At 34.9% G+C, this 19,915-nt stretch carries 18 protein-coding genes; 10 read left to right on the top strand and 8 right to left on the bottom strand.

What is annotated here, in order from left to right; translation table 11 throughout:
• The first annotated feature begins 8 nt into the window (after positions 1–8).
• Entirely contained in the window at positions 9–233 is a 225-nt protein-coding gene (locus JVU85_RS07105) for a hypothetical protein (protein WP_002509600.1), read from the top strand.
• 267 nt (positions 234–500) lie between these two features.
• Here JVU85_RS07105 and JVU85_RS07100 read toward each other — a convergent pair whose 3' ends face one another.
• Positions 501–929, bottom strand: a complete 429-nt coding sequence (locus tag JVU85_RS07100) for an organic hydroperoxide resistance protein (protein ID WP_103388604.1) — start codon at positions 927–929, stop codon at positions 501–503.
• 164 nt (positions 930–1,093) lie between these two features.
• On the bottom strand, positions 1,094–1,600 hold the full coding sequence (locus tag JVU85_RS07095) for a phenolic acid decarboxylase (protein ID WP_204172208.1): 507 nt from the start codon (positions 1,598–1,600) through the stop codon (positions 1,094–1,096).
• Positions 1,601–1,693: 93 nt separating this feature from the next.
• Here JVU85_RS07095 and JVU85_RS07090 point away from each other — a divergent pair, with 93 nt between their 5' ends.
• Positions 1,694–2,209, top strand: coding sequence for a PadR family transcriptional regulator (locus tag JVU85_RS07090; RefSeq protein WP_002509603.1), 516 nt, complete (start codon positions 1,694–1,696; stop codon positions 2,207–2,209).
• Between the two features lie 146 nt (positions 2,210–2,355).
• On the opposite strand, the gene mbcS is transcribed toward JVU85_RS07090, so the two are convergent.
• Positions 2,356–3,939: an acyl-CoA synthetase MbcS gene (mbcS, locus tag JVU85_RS07085; protein ID WP_204172207.1), complete on the bottom strand. Its 1,584-nt coding sequence runs from the start codon at positions 3,937–3,939 to the stop codon at positions 2,356–2,358.
• A 396-nt stretch (positions 3,940–4,335) separates the two neighbouring features.
• Here mbcS and JVU85_RS07080 point away from each other — a divergent pair, with 396 nt between their 5' ends.
• From JVU85_RS07080 to xylE, 4 genes are all read left to right on the top strand, one after another.
• Positions 4,336–5,484: an ROK family transcriptional regulator gene (locus JVU85_RS07080; RefSeq protein ID WP_204172206.1), complete on the top strand. Its 1,149-nt coding sequence runs from the start codon at positions 4,336–4,338 to the stop codon at positions 5,482–5,484.
• A 144-nt stretch (positions 5,485–5,628) separates the two neighbouring features.
• Positions 5,629–6,951 (top strand): xylose isomerase, encoded by a 1,323-nt coding sequence (gene xylA / locus JVU85_RS07075; RefSeq protein ID WP_021459335.1) that lies wholly within the window; start codon positions 5,629–5,631, stop codon positions 6,949–6,951.
• The gene (gene xylB, locus JVU85_RS07070) at positions 6,951–8,447 is read left to right on the top strand and encodes a xylulokinase (protein ID WP_373885786.1); all 1,497 of its coding nucleotides are present in this window, start codon (positions 6,951–6,953) and stop codon (positions 8,445–8,447) included. The genes xylA and xylB overlap by 1 nt, the downstream gene beginning before the upstream one ends.
• A 20-nt stretch (positions 8,448–8,467) precedes the next feature.
• A complete protein-coding gene (xylE, locus tag JVU85_RS07065; protein ID WP_204172205.1) occupies positions 8,468–9,904 on the top strand; it encodes a D-xylose transporter XylE in 1,437 nt (478 codons plus the stop codon).
• A 48-nt stretch (positions 9,905–9,952) separates the two neighbouring features.
• Here the strand turns inward: xylE and nadA are convergent, their stop codons facing one another.
• From nadA to JVU85_RS07050, 3 genes are read right to left on the bottom strand one after another with little or no spacing between them, the layout of a single operon-like run.
• Entirely contained in the window at positions 9,953–11,053 is a 1,101-nt protein-coding gene (gene nadA / locus JVU85_RS07060) for a quinolinate synthase NadA (protein ID WP_002509609.1), read from the bottom strand.
• Positions 11,053–11,886, bottom strand: a complete 834-nt coding sequence (nadC, locus tag JVU85_RS07055; protein ID WP_103388609.1) for a carboxylating nicotinate-nucleotide diphosphorylase — start codon at positions 11,884–11,886, stop codon at positions 11,053–11,055. The genes nadA and nadC overlap by 1 nt, the downstream gene beginning before the upstream one ends.
• Positions 11,831–13,411: an L-aspartate oxidase gene (locus tag JVU85_RS07050; RefSeq protein ID WP_204172204.1), complete on the bottom strand. Its 1,581-nt coding sequence runs from the start codon at positions 13,409–13,411 to the stop codon at positions 11,831–11,833. Before JVU85_RS07050 ends, nadC begins: the two co-directional genes overlap by 56 nt.
• An 86-nt stretch (positions 13,412–13,497) precedes the next feature.
• Between JVU85_RS07050 and JVU85_RS07045 the strand changes: the two genes are divergently transcribed.
• The 4 genes from JVU85_RS07045 (at position 13,498) to JVU85_RS07030 (ending at position 17,962) form a co-directional block, all read left to right on the top strand.
• Positions 13,498–14,604, top strand: a complete 1,107-nt coding sequence (locus tag JVU85_RS07045; RefSeq protein WP_002509612.1) for a cysteine desulfurase family protein — start codon at positions 13,498–13,500, stop codon at positions 14,602–14,604.
• The gene (locus JVU85_RS07040) at positions 14,591–15,109 is read left to right on the top strand and encodes a transcription repressor NadR (protein WP_002509613.1); all 519 of its coding nucleotides are present in this window, start codon (positions 14,591–14,593) and stop codon (positions 15,107–15,109) included. Before JVU85_RS07045 ends, JVU85_RS07040 begins: the two co-directional genes overlap by 14 nt.
• A 173-nt stretch (positions 15,110–15,282) precedes the next feature.
• The gene (locus JVU85_RS07035) at positions 15,283–16,710 is read left to right on the top strand and encodes a YhgE/Pip family protein (protein WP_204172203.1); all 1,428 of its coding nucleotides are present in this window, start codon (positions 15,283–15,285) and stop codon (positions 16,708–16,710) included.
• A 110-nt stretch (positions 16,711–16,820) separates the two neighbouring features.
• Positions 16,821–17,962, top strand: a protein-coding gene (locus JVU85_RS07030; protein ID WP_204172202.1) for an IS3 family transposase whose coding sequence is annotated in 2 segments (ribosomal slippage) — positions 16,821–17,091 and positions 17,091–17,962 — 1,143 coding nt in all. Because the reading frame shifts where the segments join, the coding sequence is not laid out codon by codon here.
• Between the two features lie 74 nt (positions 17,963–18,036).
• Here the strand turns inward: JVU85_RS07030 and JVU85_RS07025 are convergent.
• Both JVU85_RS07025 and JVU85_RS07020 read right to left on the bottom strand, forming a co-directional pair.
• Positions 18,037–18,366, bottom strand: a complete 330-nt coding sequence (locus tag JVU85_RS07025) for a hypothetical protein (RefSeq protein ID WP_204172201.1) — start codon at positions 18,364–18,366, stop codon at positions 18,037–18,039.
• A gap of 20 nt (positions 18,367–18,386) precedes the next feature.
• Positions 18,387–19,868: a catalase gene (locus tag JVU85_RS07020; RefSeq protein ID WP_167868062.1), complete on the bottom strand. Its 1,482-nt coding sequence runs from the start codon at positions 19,866–19,868 to the stop codon at positions 18,387–18,389.
• Positions 19,869–19,915 lie beyond the last annotated feature (47 nt).

The raw sequence follows: 19,915 nt of genomic DNA, 5'->3' as shown, positions 1-19,915 counted from the left end.
AGATCGTTATGCAATTACTTGATTATAAAATGGAACAAGACAAACTCGTTGCAACTGTACGTTCAGATAAACAGCATTTATTCAAATATACTTTCGATATTCACACACCAGAATATGAAATTTTAGCTGTATTAGAAGAAATTAATCAACATGTTGATAATGGCTTCCATCCTTTAGGTTGTGCTATTATTAAAAACTTTGATTATAAGGACGTGCATGAATATTCTTTATAAAGTAGTCACATTCAAACCACTATGAGTACGCAATTGTTGAAAACATCAGTTGTGTACTTTTTTTATGCATTTTTCATATAAATCAATAGCATTATAAATTACAACTTATCACAAAAACTGTAGCTGTATTAACACCCCTATCAAAACTCGCTTGGCGAAAATACTGTACTTTGTACTACACTTGTCCATTATAAAAAGAGGTTTGAAGTGACACTCATTCCAAACCTCTTTCCTCTTATTTACCAAATAAGTATTGCCTATATTATTTTATTGTGCCGTAACCTCTATTTGCACATCAATATTTCCTTTAGTTGCTTTAGAGTATGGACAAAATGCATGGGCTTGATTAACATAGTCTTCCGCAACTTCTTGAGACATATTATTTAGTGTGACATTTATCGTACCACCTAATTTAAAGCCATTGTCTTCCTCATCGGTCAATAAATCAATCGTCACCTCAACTTCAGGTTGTGCATCTGTCACTTTGTTACGTTGTAATATGAGAGAAAGCGCACTATTAAAACAAGCACTATAACCAGCTGCAAATAATTGTTCTGGGTTGGTTTCAGTTACAGCATTACCACCCATAGCTTTCGGTGTGGCTAAGTTATGGGTAAATGTATTATCAGGGCTAAAGACACGTCCGTCTCTACCACCATTGCTGATCATACTAGTTGTATAAACTACTTTTGACATATAAAGCACCTCTTTTAAATTTTAAATTATCATTCTATAATATTAAAATACATTCAATTGTACTTAATCCAATAGAACTTAATCAAAATTATACTGTCACTCAAGTAGTGCTACAACTATTTTGCTTCGATACGCATTTGACAATAGGACGTTGACTTCCCCATTTATTGTTGAAAAGCTAATTGTTGTTGTCTAATAGCTTCGGCCATACCTTCATATGGTGCTTCTGCAATAACCTGTTCATTATTAACACCAGGTGTACCAACATATGTAATTGTTGCAAATTCTGGAACTACATATTTAGGATAGGTATCATATTTTTCGCGAGAAGCTTCCATTACATCGATATAATCATTTTGATAACATACTGTAATTTCTGGATGTTCATGCACCCATTTAGGAAAGAAAATCACCCCATGCATTAAATGTTGTTCAGGCACAAAATTTAATGATACGTCTGTTCTAGTAGGCTCTGTCCATGATATTTTATAAACTCCAGCTATAATTTCAACGATATCTGCTTTTTGGTCTTTCACCCATCTACCACCTACCATACCTGAATGAATTCGATAATCAATCGTTTCCTCATTTTTCACATACATTTCATATTCCCAGCCGTTATCATAAGTATAAATCATATGTTTTCCAATAAAATCTTGAAGTGTTGCCATTATTATCCTCCTATATATATGTAATTATTTACATGTTTACTTTTACATACTACTCTCGTATAATTATTCTGTCAAAATACCAGGAGTGAAAAAGTGAAAAATGTACTGCAATATACTATATTAGGACTACTCAATAACCAATCACTAACAGGCTATGAAATTTATAAGTCTTTTAGTGAAGCAATTGGCGAAATTTGGAATGCTAAACATAGTCAAATTTATAATGAATTAAAAAAGCTCGTACAATCTGAGCACATTTATATTTCGAACATTGATGAATCTAGCAAAATAGCCAAAAAAATTTACAGTATTACCCCTATTGGTAAAACCGCTCTGTACCACTGGATTGAAACAGCAGATGAAGAAGAAAACACCAAAGATCCATTTGCGATAAAAGTGTACTTTTATGATGCATTGTCAACTGAAGCAAAGCAGGAATTATTGCGAACTAAAAAAGTTGCTAAACAAGATAAGTTAACTCAATTAAATGCCATCTTTCAACAATTAGACCCTCACAAAGACGCACAACACATTCGTATATTAAAAAAAGCTCTTTTGCGTGAACAAGCTTATGTTGATTGGTTAGATTTTTGTTTATCCGAACAATAACTCACTATCTTAATTGACCAATCAAACTCAACTAAATAAACTTACTTTAGCAAGCAATCATAGGTTATAACTATAAAAATGGCTAATCCATTCAATTACTGGATTAGCCATTTTACTGTTGAGACACCTGACACGTGTCTACTGTGTTATTGATTATTATATTTTGCTATTTCCGCTTCTCTTAACTCTACACGACGTATTTTACCTGAATTTGTTTTCGGTAAATCAGTGACAAATTCAATTTCACGTGGGTATTTGTATGGTGCTACGTCCTGTTTCACATAATTTTGTAAGTCTTTTACTAATGCATCATCTGCCGAGTAATTATCTTGTAAAATTACAAAGGCTTTTACGATATTACCACGAATATCATGTGGCTTCGCAACTACTGCACATTCTTTGACTGCTGGATGCCCAATTAATGAATCCTCAACTTCAAATGGCCCAATAGTATAGCCTGAGCTTATGATAATGTCATCGCGTCGACCTTCAAACCAAAAATAACCATCCTCATCGACACGTGCTCTGTCACCTGTCACATAATAGTTACCACGTTTAGAGTCAGCAGTACGTTGTTCATCTTTATAGTAACCTTTAAATAATGCTGGAGAATCTAACGCAACAGCAATATCTCCAGTTGTACCATCTTCTATACGATTGCCATCTTCATCAATAATAGCCACTTGATCTCCTAAAATTGCGCGTCCCATAGAACCAATACGTGTTTCCGTACCTTTCAACGAACCAATTAATAACGTATTTTCAGTTTGACCGTAGCCATCTCTAACAGTAAGGTCAAAGTTTTTACGAAATTGTTCAATGACTTCTTGGTTTAATGGTTCACCTGCAGATACTGCACTGTGTAACTGTGATAAGTCATAGTCACTCAAGTTAGGTAACTTCGCCATTAATCGATATTCTGTCGGTGTACAACATAAGACATTAACTTCATGCTTTTGTAGTAACTCTAAATACTTCTCAGCATTAAACTTACCATTATAAACAAATGCCTTACCACCTGATCCCATGATAGATAAAAATGGACTCCACACCCATTTTTGCCAACCTGGTGCAGCCGTAGCCCACGCAGTGTCACCTTCTTCGATACTTAACCAATATTTAGGCGCAGTTTGCATATGTGCATAACCCCAGCCATGTGAATGAATTACTGCTTTCGGCTTAGCCGTCGTTCCTGATGTATAAGACAACAGTGCAATATCATCTCTAGATGTCTCTACCATTGCAAATTCCGTTGATGCCTGTTGTTTTTCTGCCGTTAAATCATGCCAATGCTCAGCTTGACCTCCAACAACAAACTTAATTAATTCATCATATTCTGCAATTTGAGTGAATTCATCCAGATGCTCAGCAATAGCAACTACTGCACTGACTTCACCATGCGAAATTCTATGTTGTAAATCTTTTGTCCGTAACATTTCGGAGCTTGGAATAATCACCAAACCTAATTTTAGTGCTGCTAAGTAAATTTCATACGTTTCAATGGCACGAGGCATCAAAATTAATACTTTGTCACCTTTAGTTAGCCCATGATTTAAAAAAACGTGCCCAACACGATTCGCATTTTTAATTAGATTTGCATAAGTAATTGTTTGCGTTTCTCCCGCTTCATTTTCAAATAAAATTGCTTCTTTCGCAGGATTTTCCGCGTACTTTTCAATTTCTGAAACTATATTATATGTTTGTGGGGCAATTAAGTCTTCTTTTTTCATAATTTTCTCCTTCAAAATACATCGTTATACTAAATAAAGCATTCTAACATTTCATAAGCTATATGCTCAATCCTAGCATATATATTACGCCTATACCGTCGATTTGATAAGTAAAAAGTCAGAAAATTTACAATTTACATCATCTACTAATCCATATATCAACTTAGGCGCTTACTCCCTTCTTCAATAAATACCATTATTACATAATAACGCTATTATCCATGTAGCGTAATATAAATGCTCAGTATAATATAATTGTTTTATGTTCTATGACTATGTAGCAATGCTCTTTCATTTATCCTTTGACGCTGTATAATGTATGTTAAAATAGTTGACGTACTAACGCAGAATAAAAACGACACACTTAATTGAATATAACATATGGGGTAATTAACGATGGACAATAACTTAACTTTAAATATTACTATGAACGAAAAACGTGTGTTAAGAGAAATCTTTAATCATAATAATATTTCACGTACTCAAATATCCAAAAATTTAGAAATTAACAAAGCTACCATTTCAAGCATTTTAAATAGTTTAAAAGCAAAATCTTTAGTATTAGAAGTTGGTGAAGGTGACAGTACTAAAAGCGGTGGCCGTAAACCAATATTATTAAAGGTCAATGACCAATATGGTTATTTTATCTCATTAGATTTAACATATAATTCTGTTGAAATTTTGTATACTTATTTTGATGGAACAATCATTACGCACAATTCACACCCTTTAACAGATAAAAAAGTAAGTTCAATCTTGCACATCTTACAGCAAAAAGTCAATATTACAGATAAACAAAGTACATTGTATGGGTTATTAGGAATTTCAGTATCTATTCACGGTATTGTGGATGATCATCATAACATTATCCACTTACCCTTTCATGAAACAGATGTCAGCGATATCACCACCGCGTTACAACAATTTGCGGCAGTACCTGTAGTCATTGAAAATGAAGCTAACCTTTCCGCACTCTATGAACACAATACTAATGGCAACCGCGATATAAATAATCTAATAGCTTTAAGTATTAATAAAGGTATTGGAGCTGGTCTAATCATTAATCAACAACTCTATAGAGGAGCTAATGGTGAAGCAGGTGAAATTGGTAAAACTTTAGTATCTAAGCCAACCGAAGTGGGTCCGACATTTTATAAAATCGAAGACATTTGTTCACAAGAAGCATTAATTCACCTTCTTACTACTAAGTTAAATAAAAATATTACGTTACAAGACTTAATTCATCTTTATAATGAACAACAGCCTGAAGTTATTGCTGCAGTTAATCAATTTATCCAACATGTAGCAGTGCTTGTCCATAATTTAAATACTCAGTTTAATCCCAATGCCATTTATATTAACTGCCCATTAATTAATGCTTTGCCTACAATATTGGAAGATATTAAGCAACAATTTTCACAGTATTCTAGAAATGCTATCAGCATCGAACTCACTTCTAATGTGAACTATGCAACACTATTAGGAGGTACATTAGCTATTACTCAAACTATTGTTGATATCGATAATTTACAAATAAATATTTAAACTCAAGCACTTTCTAATCTTAATTGTAGAAAGTGCTATATTTCTTCTTTTTTAGAAAGCGTTTACAAAATATTGTAATTGTGCTATATTCTCTTTAACGTTAGTTTGTTTAATAAACTAACCAACTAAATGAGGGGGCTAAACATGACTTATTTCAATATAGATCCAGTAACATACGAGGGACCTAAATCAAACAACATATATAGCTTTAAATATTATAATCCAGAAGAGAAAATTGGTAACAAAACTATGGCTGAACATTTGCGTTTTGGTGTTGCTTATTGGCACACTTTCACCGCTGATTTATCCGATCCTTTTGGAGTTGGAACTGCACAGCGTGATTGGAACAACTTAGAACCTATGGAACAAGCTAAAGCTAGAGTAGATGCTATTTTTGAATTTATGCAAAAAACACAAATTGAATATTTTTGTTTCCACGATGTAGACATCGCACCTGAAGGCTCAACATTACAAGAATCAAATGAAAATTTAGATGTTATAGTAGACCGCATTAAAGAAAAAATGGAAGAAACTGGAAAAAAATTATTATGGAATACTACAAATAATTTTACACATGAACGTTTCGTACACGGGGCTGCAACTTCATCTAATGCAGATGTCTATGCATATGCTGCAGCAAAAGTTAAAAAATCGTTGGAAATAGCTAAAAAATTAGGTTCAGAAAACTTTGTTTTCTGGGGTGGTCGTGAAGGCTACGAAAGTTTGCTTAATACTGATATGAAATTAGAATTAACAAACCTTGCAAACTTCTTTAAAATGGCTAAAAATTATGCCAATGAAATTGGATATACAGGGCAATTTTTAATTGAACCTAAACCAAAAGAACCAACGTCCCATCAATATGATACTGATGTGGCAACAGCATATGCCTTTTTACAAAAATATGATTTAGATGACATTTTTAAATTCAACATTGAAGCTAACCATGCAACACTTGCAGGTCATACGTTCCAACACGAATTACGTTATGCACGCGATAATGACATGTTAGGTTCAGTTGATGCAAACCAAGGACATCCCCTTTTAGGATGGGATACTGATGAATTCCCTACTGATGTTTTCGACACAACTTTAGCAATGTATGAAATTTTGAAAAATGGTGGTCTTGCGCCAGGTGGATTAAACTTTGATGCCAAACCTCGTAGAACATCATTTAAACAAGAAGATTTAGTGCTAACACATATTACCGGTATGGATACTTTTGCATTAGGTTTAAGAGTGGCACATAAAATGATTGAAGATAACTTTTTCGAATCAATAATGGACACTAAATATCAAACTTTCAAAGAAGGTATTGGGAAAAAAATTGTTGATGGTACAACATCTTTTGCTGAATTAGAAACGTATGCACATAATCTTACAAGCATCGATAATGCCTCAGATCATTTAGAAGTAATTAAATCACAGATAAATCAATACATTTTAAATATTAATAATAAGGACTGATGACATTGACTTATGTAATAGGTATGGACATTGGCACTAGCGCCTTAAAATCTATTGTCGTTAATAAACAAGGGGACGTTGTGACTTCACACAGCGTCTCTTATGATACACAACATCCACAATCTGGTTACAGCGAAATAGACCCTGACATCTGGTATAATGCTGCGCTTGATAGCTTGAAATATATTCTAACACAATACGAACCAACGGAAATTACAGGTCTCAGTTTTTCCGGTCAAATGCATGGTTTAGTAATTATTGATGCGAATGGAGCAGTCATTAGACCAGCCATATTGTGGAATGATACACGTACATCGACTGAAGTGGAAAATATAAAAAATACTGTGGGTCTAGACACCCTGCTTAACCAAACACAAAATACTGTACTCGAAGGCTTCACCTTACCGAAATTATTATGGGTCAAGAACAATGAACCACATAATTACAGTAAAATTAGTAAATTCATGTTACCGAAAGATTACGTAGTATATAAATTAACAGGTAATATATTTACCGAACCGTCTGACGCCGCAGGTACAATTATGTTCAACGTCAAAACTGAAACATGGGCAACATCATTGTTACAACAACTCAATATTGATGTTAATATCTGCCCATCAATTATAGAATCACATGGATATAGTGGATCATTAACATCTGAAATCACCCATCAACTTAACATCACCTCGAATATTAAGGTTTATCAAGGTGGTGCAGATAACGCTTGTGGTGCTTTAGGGTCTGGTATTACAGATAACAGCAAACAATTAGTCAGCATAGGAACTTCTGGAGTAGCGTTATCTATCGAAAACAATTCAAAGTTCGAAAATGATGGGAACGTCCATTATTTCAATCACTGTGTGCCTAATCAAAAATACATTATGGGTGTCACTTTATCTGCAGGCTATAGCCTAGAATGGTTACGTCAATTATTAGCTCCGAAAGACGATTTCACAACATTTTTAACTAATATTAATGATTCAGTTGTCGGAGGGCATGGCTTGGTGTACACCCCTTATTTATTAGGTGAACGGACACCACATAATGATGCTACAGTACGTGGCAGCTTTATAGGATTAGATGCTAATACAACATCTTTAGATATGAAACGCGCTGTCTTAGAAGGTATTACATTTTCCATTCAAGACAGCATTACAATCATGCGTAATAACAGAATAGCAGTCAATGACATAGTATCTATAGGTGGTGGTGCTAAAAACAAAACTTGGTTACAAATACAAGCAGATATTTTCAATGCATCTATTACAACACGTACAGAAGAACAAGGTCCTGCCTTTGGTGCCGCAATGTTAGCAGCTATGGGTGCACAGTGGTTTGAATCATTTGAAACTATTAACCAAGCGTGGATTCAATTCCACCAACCAATTAAACCTATTACCTCTAATCGTCGATCTTATAGTCAATTGTTTGATATTTATCAATCTGTTTACCAAGCAACACAACCAATTACTCATGCACTAAGTCAATTTAAGTAATGAATCAAGGGGATGGGGACATGTCTAATTATGATAATAAAAAATTCATCTTTAAAATCGCTTTAATAGCAACACTTGGAGGTTTACTATTCGGTTATGATACTGCTGTTATTTCCGGAGCAGAACAATCACTACAAAAATATTTAACTCAACAATATGGTAGTTTTATTCACGGTATAACAGTTTCAAGTGCGCTCATAGGTTGTATTATCGGTGGCCTACTGTCATCAAGTTTTTCAAGTTATTTAGGGCGTAAAAAATCGTTACAAGTTGCAGCAATACTTTTTATCATTTCATCATTATTATCGGGTTATCCAGAATTTTTATTTTTTGATCCGGGAAACTCTAGTGTCGGTTTGTTAATTATGTTTAATTTATATCGTATTTTAGGAGGTATCGGAGTTGGATTGGCTTCTGCCATTTCACCAATGTATATTAGTGAAATATCACCATCTGCGATAAGAGGAACTTTAGTTTCGTGGAACCAATTTGCTATTATTTTTGGTATGTTGGTAGTTTACTTTGTAAACTTTGGTATTACACACGGAGAGACACAACAATGGATTGATGCTGTCGGTTGGCGCTATATGTTTATGACAGCTGCCATTCCTTCTGTAATCTTTTTCTTGTTATTGTTCTTTGTACCTGAAACACCACGCTATTTAACATTAGTCAATAAACAGCAAGAAGCACTAACTGTGTTAAATAAAATTTATTCATCAAAGCAACATGCACAAAATGTACTAAATCAGATTTTATCTACTAAAAGTAATACTAAAGACGTTAAAGCTCCACTTTTTAGTTTCGGTAAAACCGTTGTGATTGTCGGTATATTACTGTCAGTTTTCCAACAATTTATCGGTATTAACGTAGCTTTATATTATGCACCACGTATATTCGAAAATTTAGGTGCTGGAAGTAATGCTTCAATGATTCAAACTGTCGTAATGGGATTAGTTAATGTAATTTTCACTTTAATTGCTATAATATATGTCGATAAATTTGGACGTAAACCTTTATTAATTATCGGTTCTACAGGAATGACTATTGGTATGTTAGGCATGAGCATTTTAGCTGCAAATGGAGCTTTCGGTGTCATCACTTTAGTCTTCATGGTCATTTATACAGCATCATTTATGATGAGTTGGGGACCTATTATTTGGGTTTTACTTTCAGAAATTTTCCCTAATCGTATCCGTAGTAGTGCAATGGCAATTGCAGTAGCAGTTCAATGGTTAGCTAACTTTACAATCACTTCTACATATCCTTCAATGATGGATATTAGTGGAACTATGACTTATGGGTTCTATGGTTTAATGAGTTTATTGTCTTGCTTATTCGTGTGGAAATTTGTACCTGAAACCAAAGGTAAAACACTCGAAGAGTTGGAAAATGTTTGGCGTAAAGATAATACATTATCAGAACAACAATATAATCATACAAGTTCTACGCATTAATACAACAGCACCGTTCACAACTCTGAGAACGGTGCTGATTTTTTTATATTAGGTTAATTCTAACATTCGATTTAAAGCTTGTTTGGCACTATGTGCCACGTTACTATCGACTGCGATACGGTTCGATAAATCACCTTGTTGAATTTTATCCAGACACCATGCGAGATGTGGTAAATCTATGCGATTCATCGTCAAACACGCACACATCAACGGATTCAATGAACGAATATTTAATTCAGGGTGTTGCTTTTTCAAACGCTCTACTAAATTCATTTCTGTACCGATGACCCATTCACTCCCTTGTGGTGCATCATTTAATTTATCAATGATATATTTAGTCGAACCAGCATAATCTGCTGCTTGGACCACATCGAATGTACATTCTGGATGTACTAAAACATTCACGTGTGGGTTACGTTGACGTGCTTGTTTAATATGACTAACATGAAACTTTTCATGTACGGAACAATGACCTTTCCACAAAATAACTCTAATATTGTCACTATCGCCATCGTATTCTAATTTCTTAGTCAAAGGATTCCATACGGCCATTTCGGTTAAATCCACACCAAGCTGATAGGCAGTATTACGACCTAAATGTTGATCTGGCAAAAATAAAATACGCTGCCCTTGATCCAAAGCCCATTGTATGACTGTAGCTGCATTGCCACTGGTCACACATGACCCTCCATGTTCACCCACAAACTGTTTGATCGTTGCTGTAGAATTAACATATGTTAACGGTAAAATATTATCTCCTAACATTTCTGTTAAATAATGATAGCCATACTGTGCCTGTGTAATGTTTGCCATATCTGCCATCGAGCATCCAGCTGACAAGTCAGGCAAATATATATGTTGATCCTCAGACGTCAAAATATCTGCAGTTTCCGCCATAAAATGTACACCATTAAACACAAAATAACGCGCTTCAGTATTCGTGCGGCAAATTCTTGCCAATTCTAATGAGTCTCCCATAACATCTGCAAATTGTGCAACTTCATCCTTTTGGTAGTGATGGGTTGGCATAAACAACTGTGACCCTAATTGTTCCTTAATACGCCAAATTTTTTCTTCTAATTCTTGATTTGAAAGTTGTAAATAGTATTCTGGTAACGCTTGTGCATCCGTTAATATTGGATTAAACATTATAAAACCACCTTTGCTGAAATATCGAGTGCGTGTGTCGCATAAAAGAGTGAACCTACAGAAATATAATCCACACCTGTTTCGGCATAAGCTACAATATTATGTTGTTGAATATTACCAGAAGCTTCTGTTTTGATATGTTTTGGCACATGTGACAGTTGTTCCGCAATCCATGCTGGTTGTCGATTATCAAACATAATCACATCAACTTCTGCTGCTATTGCTGCTTGTAGCATCGTTTCATCTTCTATTTCTACTTCGATTTTATCCATCGGTCCTTGCAATTGACGTGCCATAGCCACTGCTGTACTTAATGATTGTTGTGCTGCGATATGATTATCTTTCAACATAATTCCATCATTAAGTGTGCGACGATGGTTTACCCCACCCCCAACGCGTACCGCATATTTTTCAAACATGCCCAATCCGGGAGTAGTTTTACGAGTGTCAACTAATTGTGCTGATGTATGCTGAATAAGCTCAACCATCTGGTGTGTCTTAGTTGCTATACCGGACATGCGTTGAATTAAATTCAAGACAATTCTTTCCATAGTGAGTAACGTTTGTATTTTGCCGCTAATCTTAGCAATATGTTGTCCATGTTGTATTTGATCGCCATCGTCAATATATAACTCAATAGCTATTTCTGGTTCTAACAATGTAAAACTATTGTGTAATATGACCTCACCACAAAATATTCCGCTTTCTTTGGCAATTAGATTCATAGTGCCACGTTGTGTTGTGTCAAAAATACTCGTTGCTAAGTCACCATAATGATTATCTTCCAGGTAAAACTGTTTGATTTTCTCTTGTACGCTTAATATGTTGAGCATGCATGTCTTCCCCCTTTACAATTTCAATGTCTATTTGTTGTAATGCTGTTTGCATCTTTGGTTTATCTAACCGATAATGTGCACCTCGAGATTCTGTACGATGTAAGGCAGCTTCACAGATGATTTCTAACATTTTTACTCTGACATAGCGTTGCCACAATGTGGGTGTAAGTTGAGTTAGAGTGATATGCTCAGCTTGCTCTAAAGCCTGATGTAAACGTGTTAAATAACCTGTCATACACGCTCCATGTCGTTCAATCCCAAGTATAGCCTCGCTTTCTGCTTGTAGTGGTTTTAACACAGCCTCAGAAATTTTAGGTATCTGCACTAACGACGGTTGAGGATCTACGAGTGGACGGCTGGGCTGTTGATTAATCACTGCAGCACAATGTTGCCCCATTACAATAGCTTCCAATAAAGAATTACTTGCCAAACGGTTCGCACCATGAAAGTTAGTATTGCTTGCTTCACCAATACAATAAAAATGAGGTAAATTTGTACGGCCTGCTAGGTCTGTTTTAATACCCCCCATTGTATAATGTGCACCAACAGTTACTGGTAGGTATCCTTGCGAATAATCATCTGAGCAATAGCGTTGTGCTTGTTGATATATCCCGGGAAATCTTTGCTTAAAACCCCGTACCTGACGAATATCTATATAGCATTGTTGGTGCTGTTCGAAGATCGCCCTACTTGTAATGTCTCTAGGTGCCAAGCTACCCAAAGGATGATAATCATCCATAAAGCGAACGCCTTGTGCATTCTTTAAAATACCGCCTTCTCCTCGAACCGCTTCAGAAATCAAGCCATAATTGTTGGTTGGCGTACCTAATAATGTAGGATGAAATTGAATCATCTCCATATGCCGTAATGGCACCCCATGATGAAAAGCAATAATATGACCCGAGCTGACTGTCGATGCAGCATGAGAATTATGACGAAAAATATTACTATATCCTCCGGTTGCACATACAACTTCATGTCCTAATATTTGTTGCAATTCGTTATTCTGATCAAACATATAGACACCACATATCTTGCCGTCTCTATCATGCACTAAATCAATGACTTCAGCTTGCTCATAAGTAGTGATGTGCGAATGTCGAGTCAGGCATGCTGTTAGATGTTGCATTAAGCCGTACCCTGTACGATCTCCTCCTATATGTAAAATGCGTGGTACCGTATGTGCCCCTTCTAAAGCCCAGTCAAAATCGTGAGTGTCTACTTGTCGATCAAAGTTGATACCTTGATTTATGTATTTTTGAATAGCTTCATAACTGGCGCAAATCATCGACGTAATCACACGCTGGTCACCTAAAAGATGACCAGCTTCATATGTGTCTTGCGCATGTGATGCACCAGAGTCATGTTCGTATTTTGAAAAACAAATACCTCCTTGAGCTAAATAACTGTTGTTTGTAGTTTTACTGTCTTTAGTAAGACAAATAACGTGTACATATTCTTCTAATGCTTCAATAAAAGATAGCGCAGCAAGACCACTGCCAATTAAAATAATTCTTTTCATGTTTACACCTAACTTTACACTTATGTTACATTTAGTATACACATATATTTACATATTTCCGATTATAATACAAGTGAGGTAAGCCTATGATTTATTTAGACAATGCATCAACTACACAACCTGATTCTCAAATATTAACGATTTTCAACGATACACAAACCAACGCTTTTTATAATAGCGAAAGTTTACATGTGGGTGGTTTACATGTCTCACAGCTTTTACAATCATGTCGTTACTATATTCAAAAATACTTTCATACTGATAAAGAAGTTATTTTCTCGCGCAGTGGCTCTCATGCTAATGACATTGCTATCCGCAGTTATTTGGAGCATACAACTAAAACCCAAATTTTAGTATCGCCTTATGAACATCCATCAATCGCTGCAGCATTAGCACCTTACGAAGATGTTTTTAATATCGTGACGCTACCTTTAACAGCAGACGGTGCTATTGATGTCAGTGCAACACAACATCTATTAACAGATGATGTTGCCTTGATTATCATGCAGCATGTTAATTCAGAAACAGGATATATTTTACCAGTTAGTGAAATTGCAACTTTAGCGCACCAATTTGCTATTCCGGTCCATGTCGATGGCGTACAAGCAATTACCAAAGTACCGAACCTCGCATTAGATGTTATTACCTCTTATGTAGGTTCAGGTCATAAATTTCACAGTACGAAAGGTGCAGGATTTTTATTGATAGACCATAGTTACATTCAACCATTAAACAGCCATTACTTACATGAATCTGCGACACAAAATGGCACAATAGATACACCAAGTATAGTTGCGATGACTAAAGCACTATCTATAGATACACATAGCGATTATCTTAGTCAAATCAAATCTTTTGCACTACAACAAGCGATAGCCTCAGGTTTCACTCCTATTGAGTACGATCAAACTGCGCCACATATTTTAGCGCTCCTCTCACCGCAATTCGAAGGGCAATATGTCATGCAGTATCTCGCCAGTAAAAACATCTGTGTATCTACCGGTACCGCTTGTGGTCATGGTATGTTGTTAAGTCACGGTTTACAGGTTAAAATAAAGACAATACCTAATCATGTACACGACCAATATTTACGTTTATCATTTTCAAAATATACGACTCAACAAGATATTGCGACGTGTTTCCAACATTTACACACACTTATTCAAGGAGACGAAAGCTATGGATACACCTAATAAGCGTAGAGCTCAAATCTTACATTTACTTGAATCAGCTACTACACCGCTGAGTGGCAAACAACTTAGCGAACACTTTGCTGTTTCTCGCCAAATTATCGTCAAAGATATTTCGGTACTAAAATCACAAGATTATACTATACATGCCACAAGTAAAGGTTATATTCTCAATCAAGAACCTCAAGGTAAATCATTCAAACGTGTCATCGCCTGCCAACATACACGCGATAGGATGGCTCAAGAATTACAAATCATTTTAGATAACGGGGCAATGATAGATGATGTAGCTATAGACCATCCTGTTTATGGCACCATCAAAGCAAAATTAATGATTGAAACTAACGAAGATTTACAACAATTTTTAACACAAATGACGAAATACCAAGGTCAAATGCTCGCTAATCTTACGCAAGGCGTGCATTTACATACCATTTCTGCACACACCGAAAAAATTTTAGACAATGCGATCACTGATTTAAAACAGCACGCCTTTATCGTTGACTAAAATTACTATTGCACTAAAAAACTGTGTTAGCGTTACCATATACTGGCCCGTCAACACAGTTCTTTTAGTGTTTTAATTTTGTTAAATTTAATTACGCAAAGTTGTTGACCCCTGTAAACTAAAAATGTATTATATACAAGGTGCACAACTATTTAAAGGAGACGTGAACAGTTATGTTTGCAGATTTAAAATACTTAAAACAACACCCTTTCCAACTCGTTTCTATGATTGCCATAGCTTTAATACCGTTAATCTATAGTGCTGTCTTTATCGGGTCGATGTGGAATCCATATAATGAAACAGGGTCTTTAACTGTAGATATTGTCAATAAAGATGACGGAGCCAAAATCAATGGAGAACATATTAATATTGGTAATAAACTCGAAGATAAATTGAAAAAAAATGATAAATTTAATTGGCAATTTCATAAAGATAGTAAAGCAGCGAAACAAAATATCGATAAAGGGAAATCCTTTGCTTATATAGAGATACCAGCAAACACTTCTAAAAAAGCAAGCACACTATTAGATGAACAACCCGAAAAAGCTAATATCACAGTGAAAACTAATCCTGGATATAATTATATCGGTGCTAATATCGGTGGCCAATCAGCAACAGGTATCCAACAAAAATTAAGCGATGAAATTCGTAGCACTTATACTAAGGAAGTATTCAGCAATATGAAAAAGTTAATCGCAGGTAATGAACAAACAATCCAAGCCTTAGATGACATGAATAATGCTGAACAACAGTTGATAGATGGTAACCAACAAGTGCAAGCTGGTTTAGAACAACTGAAACCTTTAAACCCAAATGCAGTAGGTCAAATTGCACAAGGCAATACCCAAGTGACTGACGGTTTAGCTTCATTACAAGAAAACAATGAAAAATTAAATAATAACCTTAAAGCAAATATGCAACAGTCTTCAGATACACATTTTGAAGAAAAAAATGCAGAGTATGTTGCAGATCCAATAAATATGAAGCAACAAGATGTTACTGAAGTTGAAAACTATGGTCAAAGTTTCGCACCATACATTATTGCTGTGAGCTTATTTGTCGGCGCTATAACTTTCAGTGCTGTATACCCAGTGGGCAAAAATATGCTAACACGCAATTCTGTCGTGCAAACGTTTATCAGTAAATTTTTACTCTTCCTAATTCAAAGTATTGTGACTAGTGCAATCCTAACGCTGTTCCTTGTCTTTGTCTTCCAAATCGAAATCGACGATATTGTAAGATTCACATTTTTAATTGTGTTATGGGGCTTAGCCTCAATGTTCCTTGTCACTACATTAACAACACTATTAGGTAATGTCGGTAAGTTTTTAGCCTTGATGTTATTAATCTTACAATTAGGTTCAAGTGAAGGTACATTCCCAATTGAAACGTCAAATGGTTTCTTCCAATTCCTGAACCCTATCTTACCTATGACTTATGTGATTAAAGGAATTAGAGAAAGTATCTTCGGCTTCACAGGAGCAATACCATATCATGATGCAGTGATATATCTTATTATTTTAATTGTTATATCATTGATCGTGCTATTCTTTAGCTGGATGATGAAATACAAATTCCCTAAAACTCAAACATTAGATTAATTAAAAAAAGCCTAGCAATCCACGATGAACTGACCCCAATTTGTGGGAATAAAATAAAAACACTTTCGTTGAATTCATATAAAATGAATTTATACGGAGGTGTTTTTTCTATGAAAAGAGTTGCTTATTCATTAGAAATCAAAAATAAGGCAGTAGAAATGAAAATTGAAGGTTATAGTACTAAAGAAATTATGGATACACTTAATATTAGAAACTGTTCCCAAGTGAAAACATGGTGGAAGTGGTATAGAAATGGTGAAACTCATAGGTTTCATCAACAAGTTGGTAAACAGTATTCATATGGCAAAGGTATTGAACAATTGAATAATGAAGAAAAATTAAGAATAGAAAACAAGAGACAACAAGCTGAAATTGATGTTTTAAAAAAGTACAAGGAATTGGAAAGGAAGTAGTCCCTGAAGTAGTTATTGAATTGGTAAAAGAATTGAAGTCTAAATATAACGTAAATCTAATTTTAGATGTTATAAATATTCCAAAATCTAATTATTATAGATGGAAAAATAAAGACTTTACAATGTCTGAGTCAGAACATGAAATTATACAATTATGTAAGAAGCATCGTTTTATATATGGGTATAGAAAAATAACTGCTCTTATAAACAGAAAATTTAATAAAACAATTAATCATAAAAAAGTACAAAGAATTATGCAGAAACACAATTTAAATTGTAAAGTACGAATGAAAAAATCTAAAAAACCAGGAAGTACATACTATAAAACGGAAAACCTCCTCAATAGAAATTTCAAAACAGAAAAGCCATTAGAGATACTTACTACAGATATTACTTATTTACCCTTCGGTAAAACGATGTTGTATTTATCTTCAATCATGGATTTATATAACGGAGAAATTATTGCTTGTACGATTGGAACTCAACAAAACCAAAAGTTAGTTAATGATACATTAAATCAAATAGAACTGCCTAGTGGATGTATACTTCATAGCGATCAAGGTAGTGTGTATACATCATATGAATATTATAAATTATGCGAAGAAAAAGGCATTACCAGAAGCATGTCCCGTAAGGGAACGCCAGCTGATAATGCCCCAATCGAATGTTTCCATTCCTCGCTAAAGTGTGAAACATTCTATTTAGACAGAGAGCTCAAGAGCTCTAATAACATTGTAATAGATATTGTCGAAAATTACATTGAAAATTATAATAAAGTAAGAATTCAACAAAAACTAGGCTACTTATCCCCTATAGAATATAGGGAATTAGCAGCCTAGAAAATAGTGTTTTTATTAAGCTCCCATTTTAAGGGTTCAGTACCACGACAGATTGCTAAGCTTTTTGTATTTATTTACAGTTGTGCTTGTGCTTTTACATAGTCAACAAAAGCTACTATATCCCCTTTTTCAATGTTAGAAATAGGAAAGGCACCGATATCAAAACGTAATTCTACTGAAGACTCATCATGTGAAATATGTTGTAATTCATCATAACGAATACTTCTATAATAAAATTGACCATCCATATCTACGTTTAAAATTAAACGTTCATTCGTTGCAATATATGCACCTTGGTATATATGTTCTGTACCTTGTATCGTATAAGGCATGTCACCTAGTACTGCTGGTCCTTTTGTTTCTGTAGGATATAAATCATCCGGATTTACATTATCTAAAATCATGCTCTCACCTCATCTATAGATTAATCTGCTTTTTCTAGATCTACGTCATTGATGTCTATACCCATTGCTTGTGCAACGCCTTGACCATATTGTACGTCTGCTTTATAACAATGTCTAATATGACGATGTTTCAACTCATCAGTAACGGGTGCCATTTCATTTGCGGTATTGTAAAATAATGCTTGTTGTTGTTCTGTTGATAATAAACGGAATAGTTTCCCAGGTTGTTCGAAATAATTATCATCATCTTCACGGAAATCATGTTCGTAAACACTGCCTTCCAGTTCTAATGCAGGTTTTTTGTGTTGTGGTTGATCTTGAAAGGCATCGTAACTGTTTGGATAATAATGTGTACTGCTACCTTGATTGCCATCCAAAATACGCATTTGACCATCGCGACTAAATGGACAAATATTTTCTACGCCAACACCTTTAGGTTGATTGACTGGTATTTGCCAATGGTTCACACCTAAACGATAACGTTGTGTATCACCATAAGAGAATAAACGACCTTGTAACATTTTATCTGGAGAAAAATCTAAACCAGGAATGATATTAGTTGGTGCAAACGCTGCTTGCTCTACATCTTGGAAGTAGTTTTCTGGGTTACGATTCAACTCAAATTCTCCTACTTCGATTAATGGGTATTCATCTTTATACCATACTTTAGTTAAATCAAATGGATTATCTTTATGGTTACGTGCTTGTTCTTCTGTCATAACTTGAATATACATTTTCCATTTAGGGAAATTCCCTTCTTCTATAGCATTAAACAAGTCACGTTGTGATGAATCTCTATCTTTTGCTATAACTTGTTCTGCTTCTTCTGCTGTAAAGTTTTCAATACCTTGTTGAGATCTATGGTGGAATTTAATCCAGAAGCGTTCGCCTTCAGCATTATACATTGAATATGTATGTGAGCCGAATCCATGCATATGTCTATAACCTTTTGGAATACCTCTATCAGTCATCAAAATAGTGATTTGGTGTAATGCTTCAGGTAACAATGTCCAAAAATCCCAATTACTTTGTGGGTTTTTCATATTTGTTTTTGGATCTCGTTTCACGACATGGTTTAAACTTGGAAATAGCTTAGGATCTCTAAAGAAAAAGACTGGCGTATTATTACCAACTAAGTCCCAGTTCCCTTCTTTAGTATAAAACTTCAAGGCAAAACCTCTGATATCACGTTCTGCATCACCAGCACCACGTTCACCAGCTACCGTTGAAAAGCGTGCAAACATTTCTGTTTGTTTACCAACTTCTGAAAAGATATCTGCACAAGTATATTGCGTAATATCATTTGTTACAGTAAACGTACCAAAAGCTCCAGATCCTTTAGCGTGCATACGACGTTCTGGAATAACTTCTCTATCAAAATGTGCCATTTGCTCTAAGAAATACCAATCTTGCATTACTAAAGGCCCTCTTGGACCAGCTGTCATACTATTTTCTCTATCTGAAACGGGTGTCCCGAATAAACCTGTTAATTTATTATTCATCTCTATACTCCTTCTCGATTCTATATATTGATGTCTCTATGATAACG

Source organism: Staphylococcus sp. GDY8P72P (assembly GCF_016890655.1).
Taxonomy (GTDB): Bacteria; Bacillota; Bacilli; order Staphylococcales; family Staphylococcaceae; genus Staphylococcus; species Staphylococcus arlettae.
The sequence above is the reverse complement of the archived record's forward strand: the minus strand, read 5'-3'. Positions and strand labels throughout refer to the sequence as shown.

Coding starts and splice junctions, on each gene's coding strand:
- JVU85_RS07105 (WP_002509600.1), top strand. CDS start 9: ATGCAATTACTTGATTATAAAATGGAACAAGACAAACTCGTTGCAACT.
- JVU85_RS07100 (WP_103388604.1), bottom strand. CDS start 929: ATGTCAAAAGTAGTTTATACAACTAGTATGATCAGCAATGGTGGTAGA.
- JVU85_RS07095 (WP_204172208.1), bottom strand. CDS start 1,600: ATGGCAACACTTCAAGATTTTATTGGAAAACATATGATTTATACTTAT.
- mbcS (WP_204172207.1), bottom strand. CDS start 3,939: ATGAAAAAAGAAGACTTAATTGCCCCACAAACATATAATATAGTTTCA.
- JVU85_RS07080 (WP_204172206.1), top strand. CDS start 4,336: ATGGACAATAACTTAACTTTAAATATTACTATGAACGAAAAACGTGTG.
- xylA (WP_021459335.1), top strand. CDS start 5,629: ATGACTTATTTCAATATAGATCCAGTAACATACGAGGGACCTAAATCA.
- xylB (WP_373885786.1), top strand. CDS start 6,951: ATGACATTGACTTATGTAATAGGTATGGACATTGGCACTAGCGCCTTA.
- xylE (WP_204172205.1), top strand. CDS start 8,468: ATGTCTAATTATGATAATAAAAAATTCATCTTTAAAATCGCTTTAATA.
- nadA (WP_002509609.1), bottom strand. CDS start 11,053: ATGTTTAATCCAATATTAACGGATGCACAAGCGTTACCAGAATACTAT.
- nadC (WP_103388609.1), bottom strand. CDS start 11,886: ATGCTCAACATATTAAGCGTACAAGAGAAAATCAAACAGTTTTACCTG.
- JVU85_RS07050 (WP_204172204.1), bottom strand. CDS start 13,411: ATGAAAAGAATTATTTTAATTGGCAGTGGTCTTGCTGCGCTATCTTTT.
- JVU85_RS07045 (WP_002509612.1), top strand. CDS start 13,498: ATGATTTATTTAGACAATGCATCAACTACACAACCTGATTCTCAAATA.
- JVU85_RS07040 (WP_002509613.1), top strand. CDS start 14,591: ATGGATACACCTAATAAGCGTAGAGCTCAAATCTTACATTTACTTGAA.
- JVU85_RS07035 (WP_204172203.1), top strand. CDS start 15,283: ATGTTTGCAGATTTAAAATACTTAAAACAACACCCTTTCCAACTCGTT.
- JVU85_RS07025 (WP_204172201.1), bottom strand. CDS start 18,366: ATGATTTTAGATAATGTAAATCCGGATGATTTATATCCTACAGAAACA.
- JVU85_RS07020 (WP_167868062.1), bottom strand. CDS start 19,868: ATGAATAATAAATTAACAGGTTTATTCGGGACACCCGTTTCAGATAGA.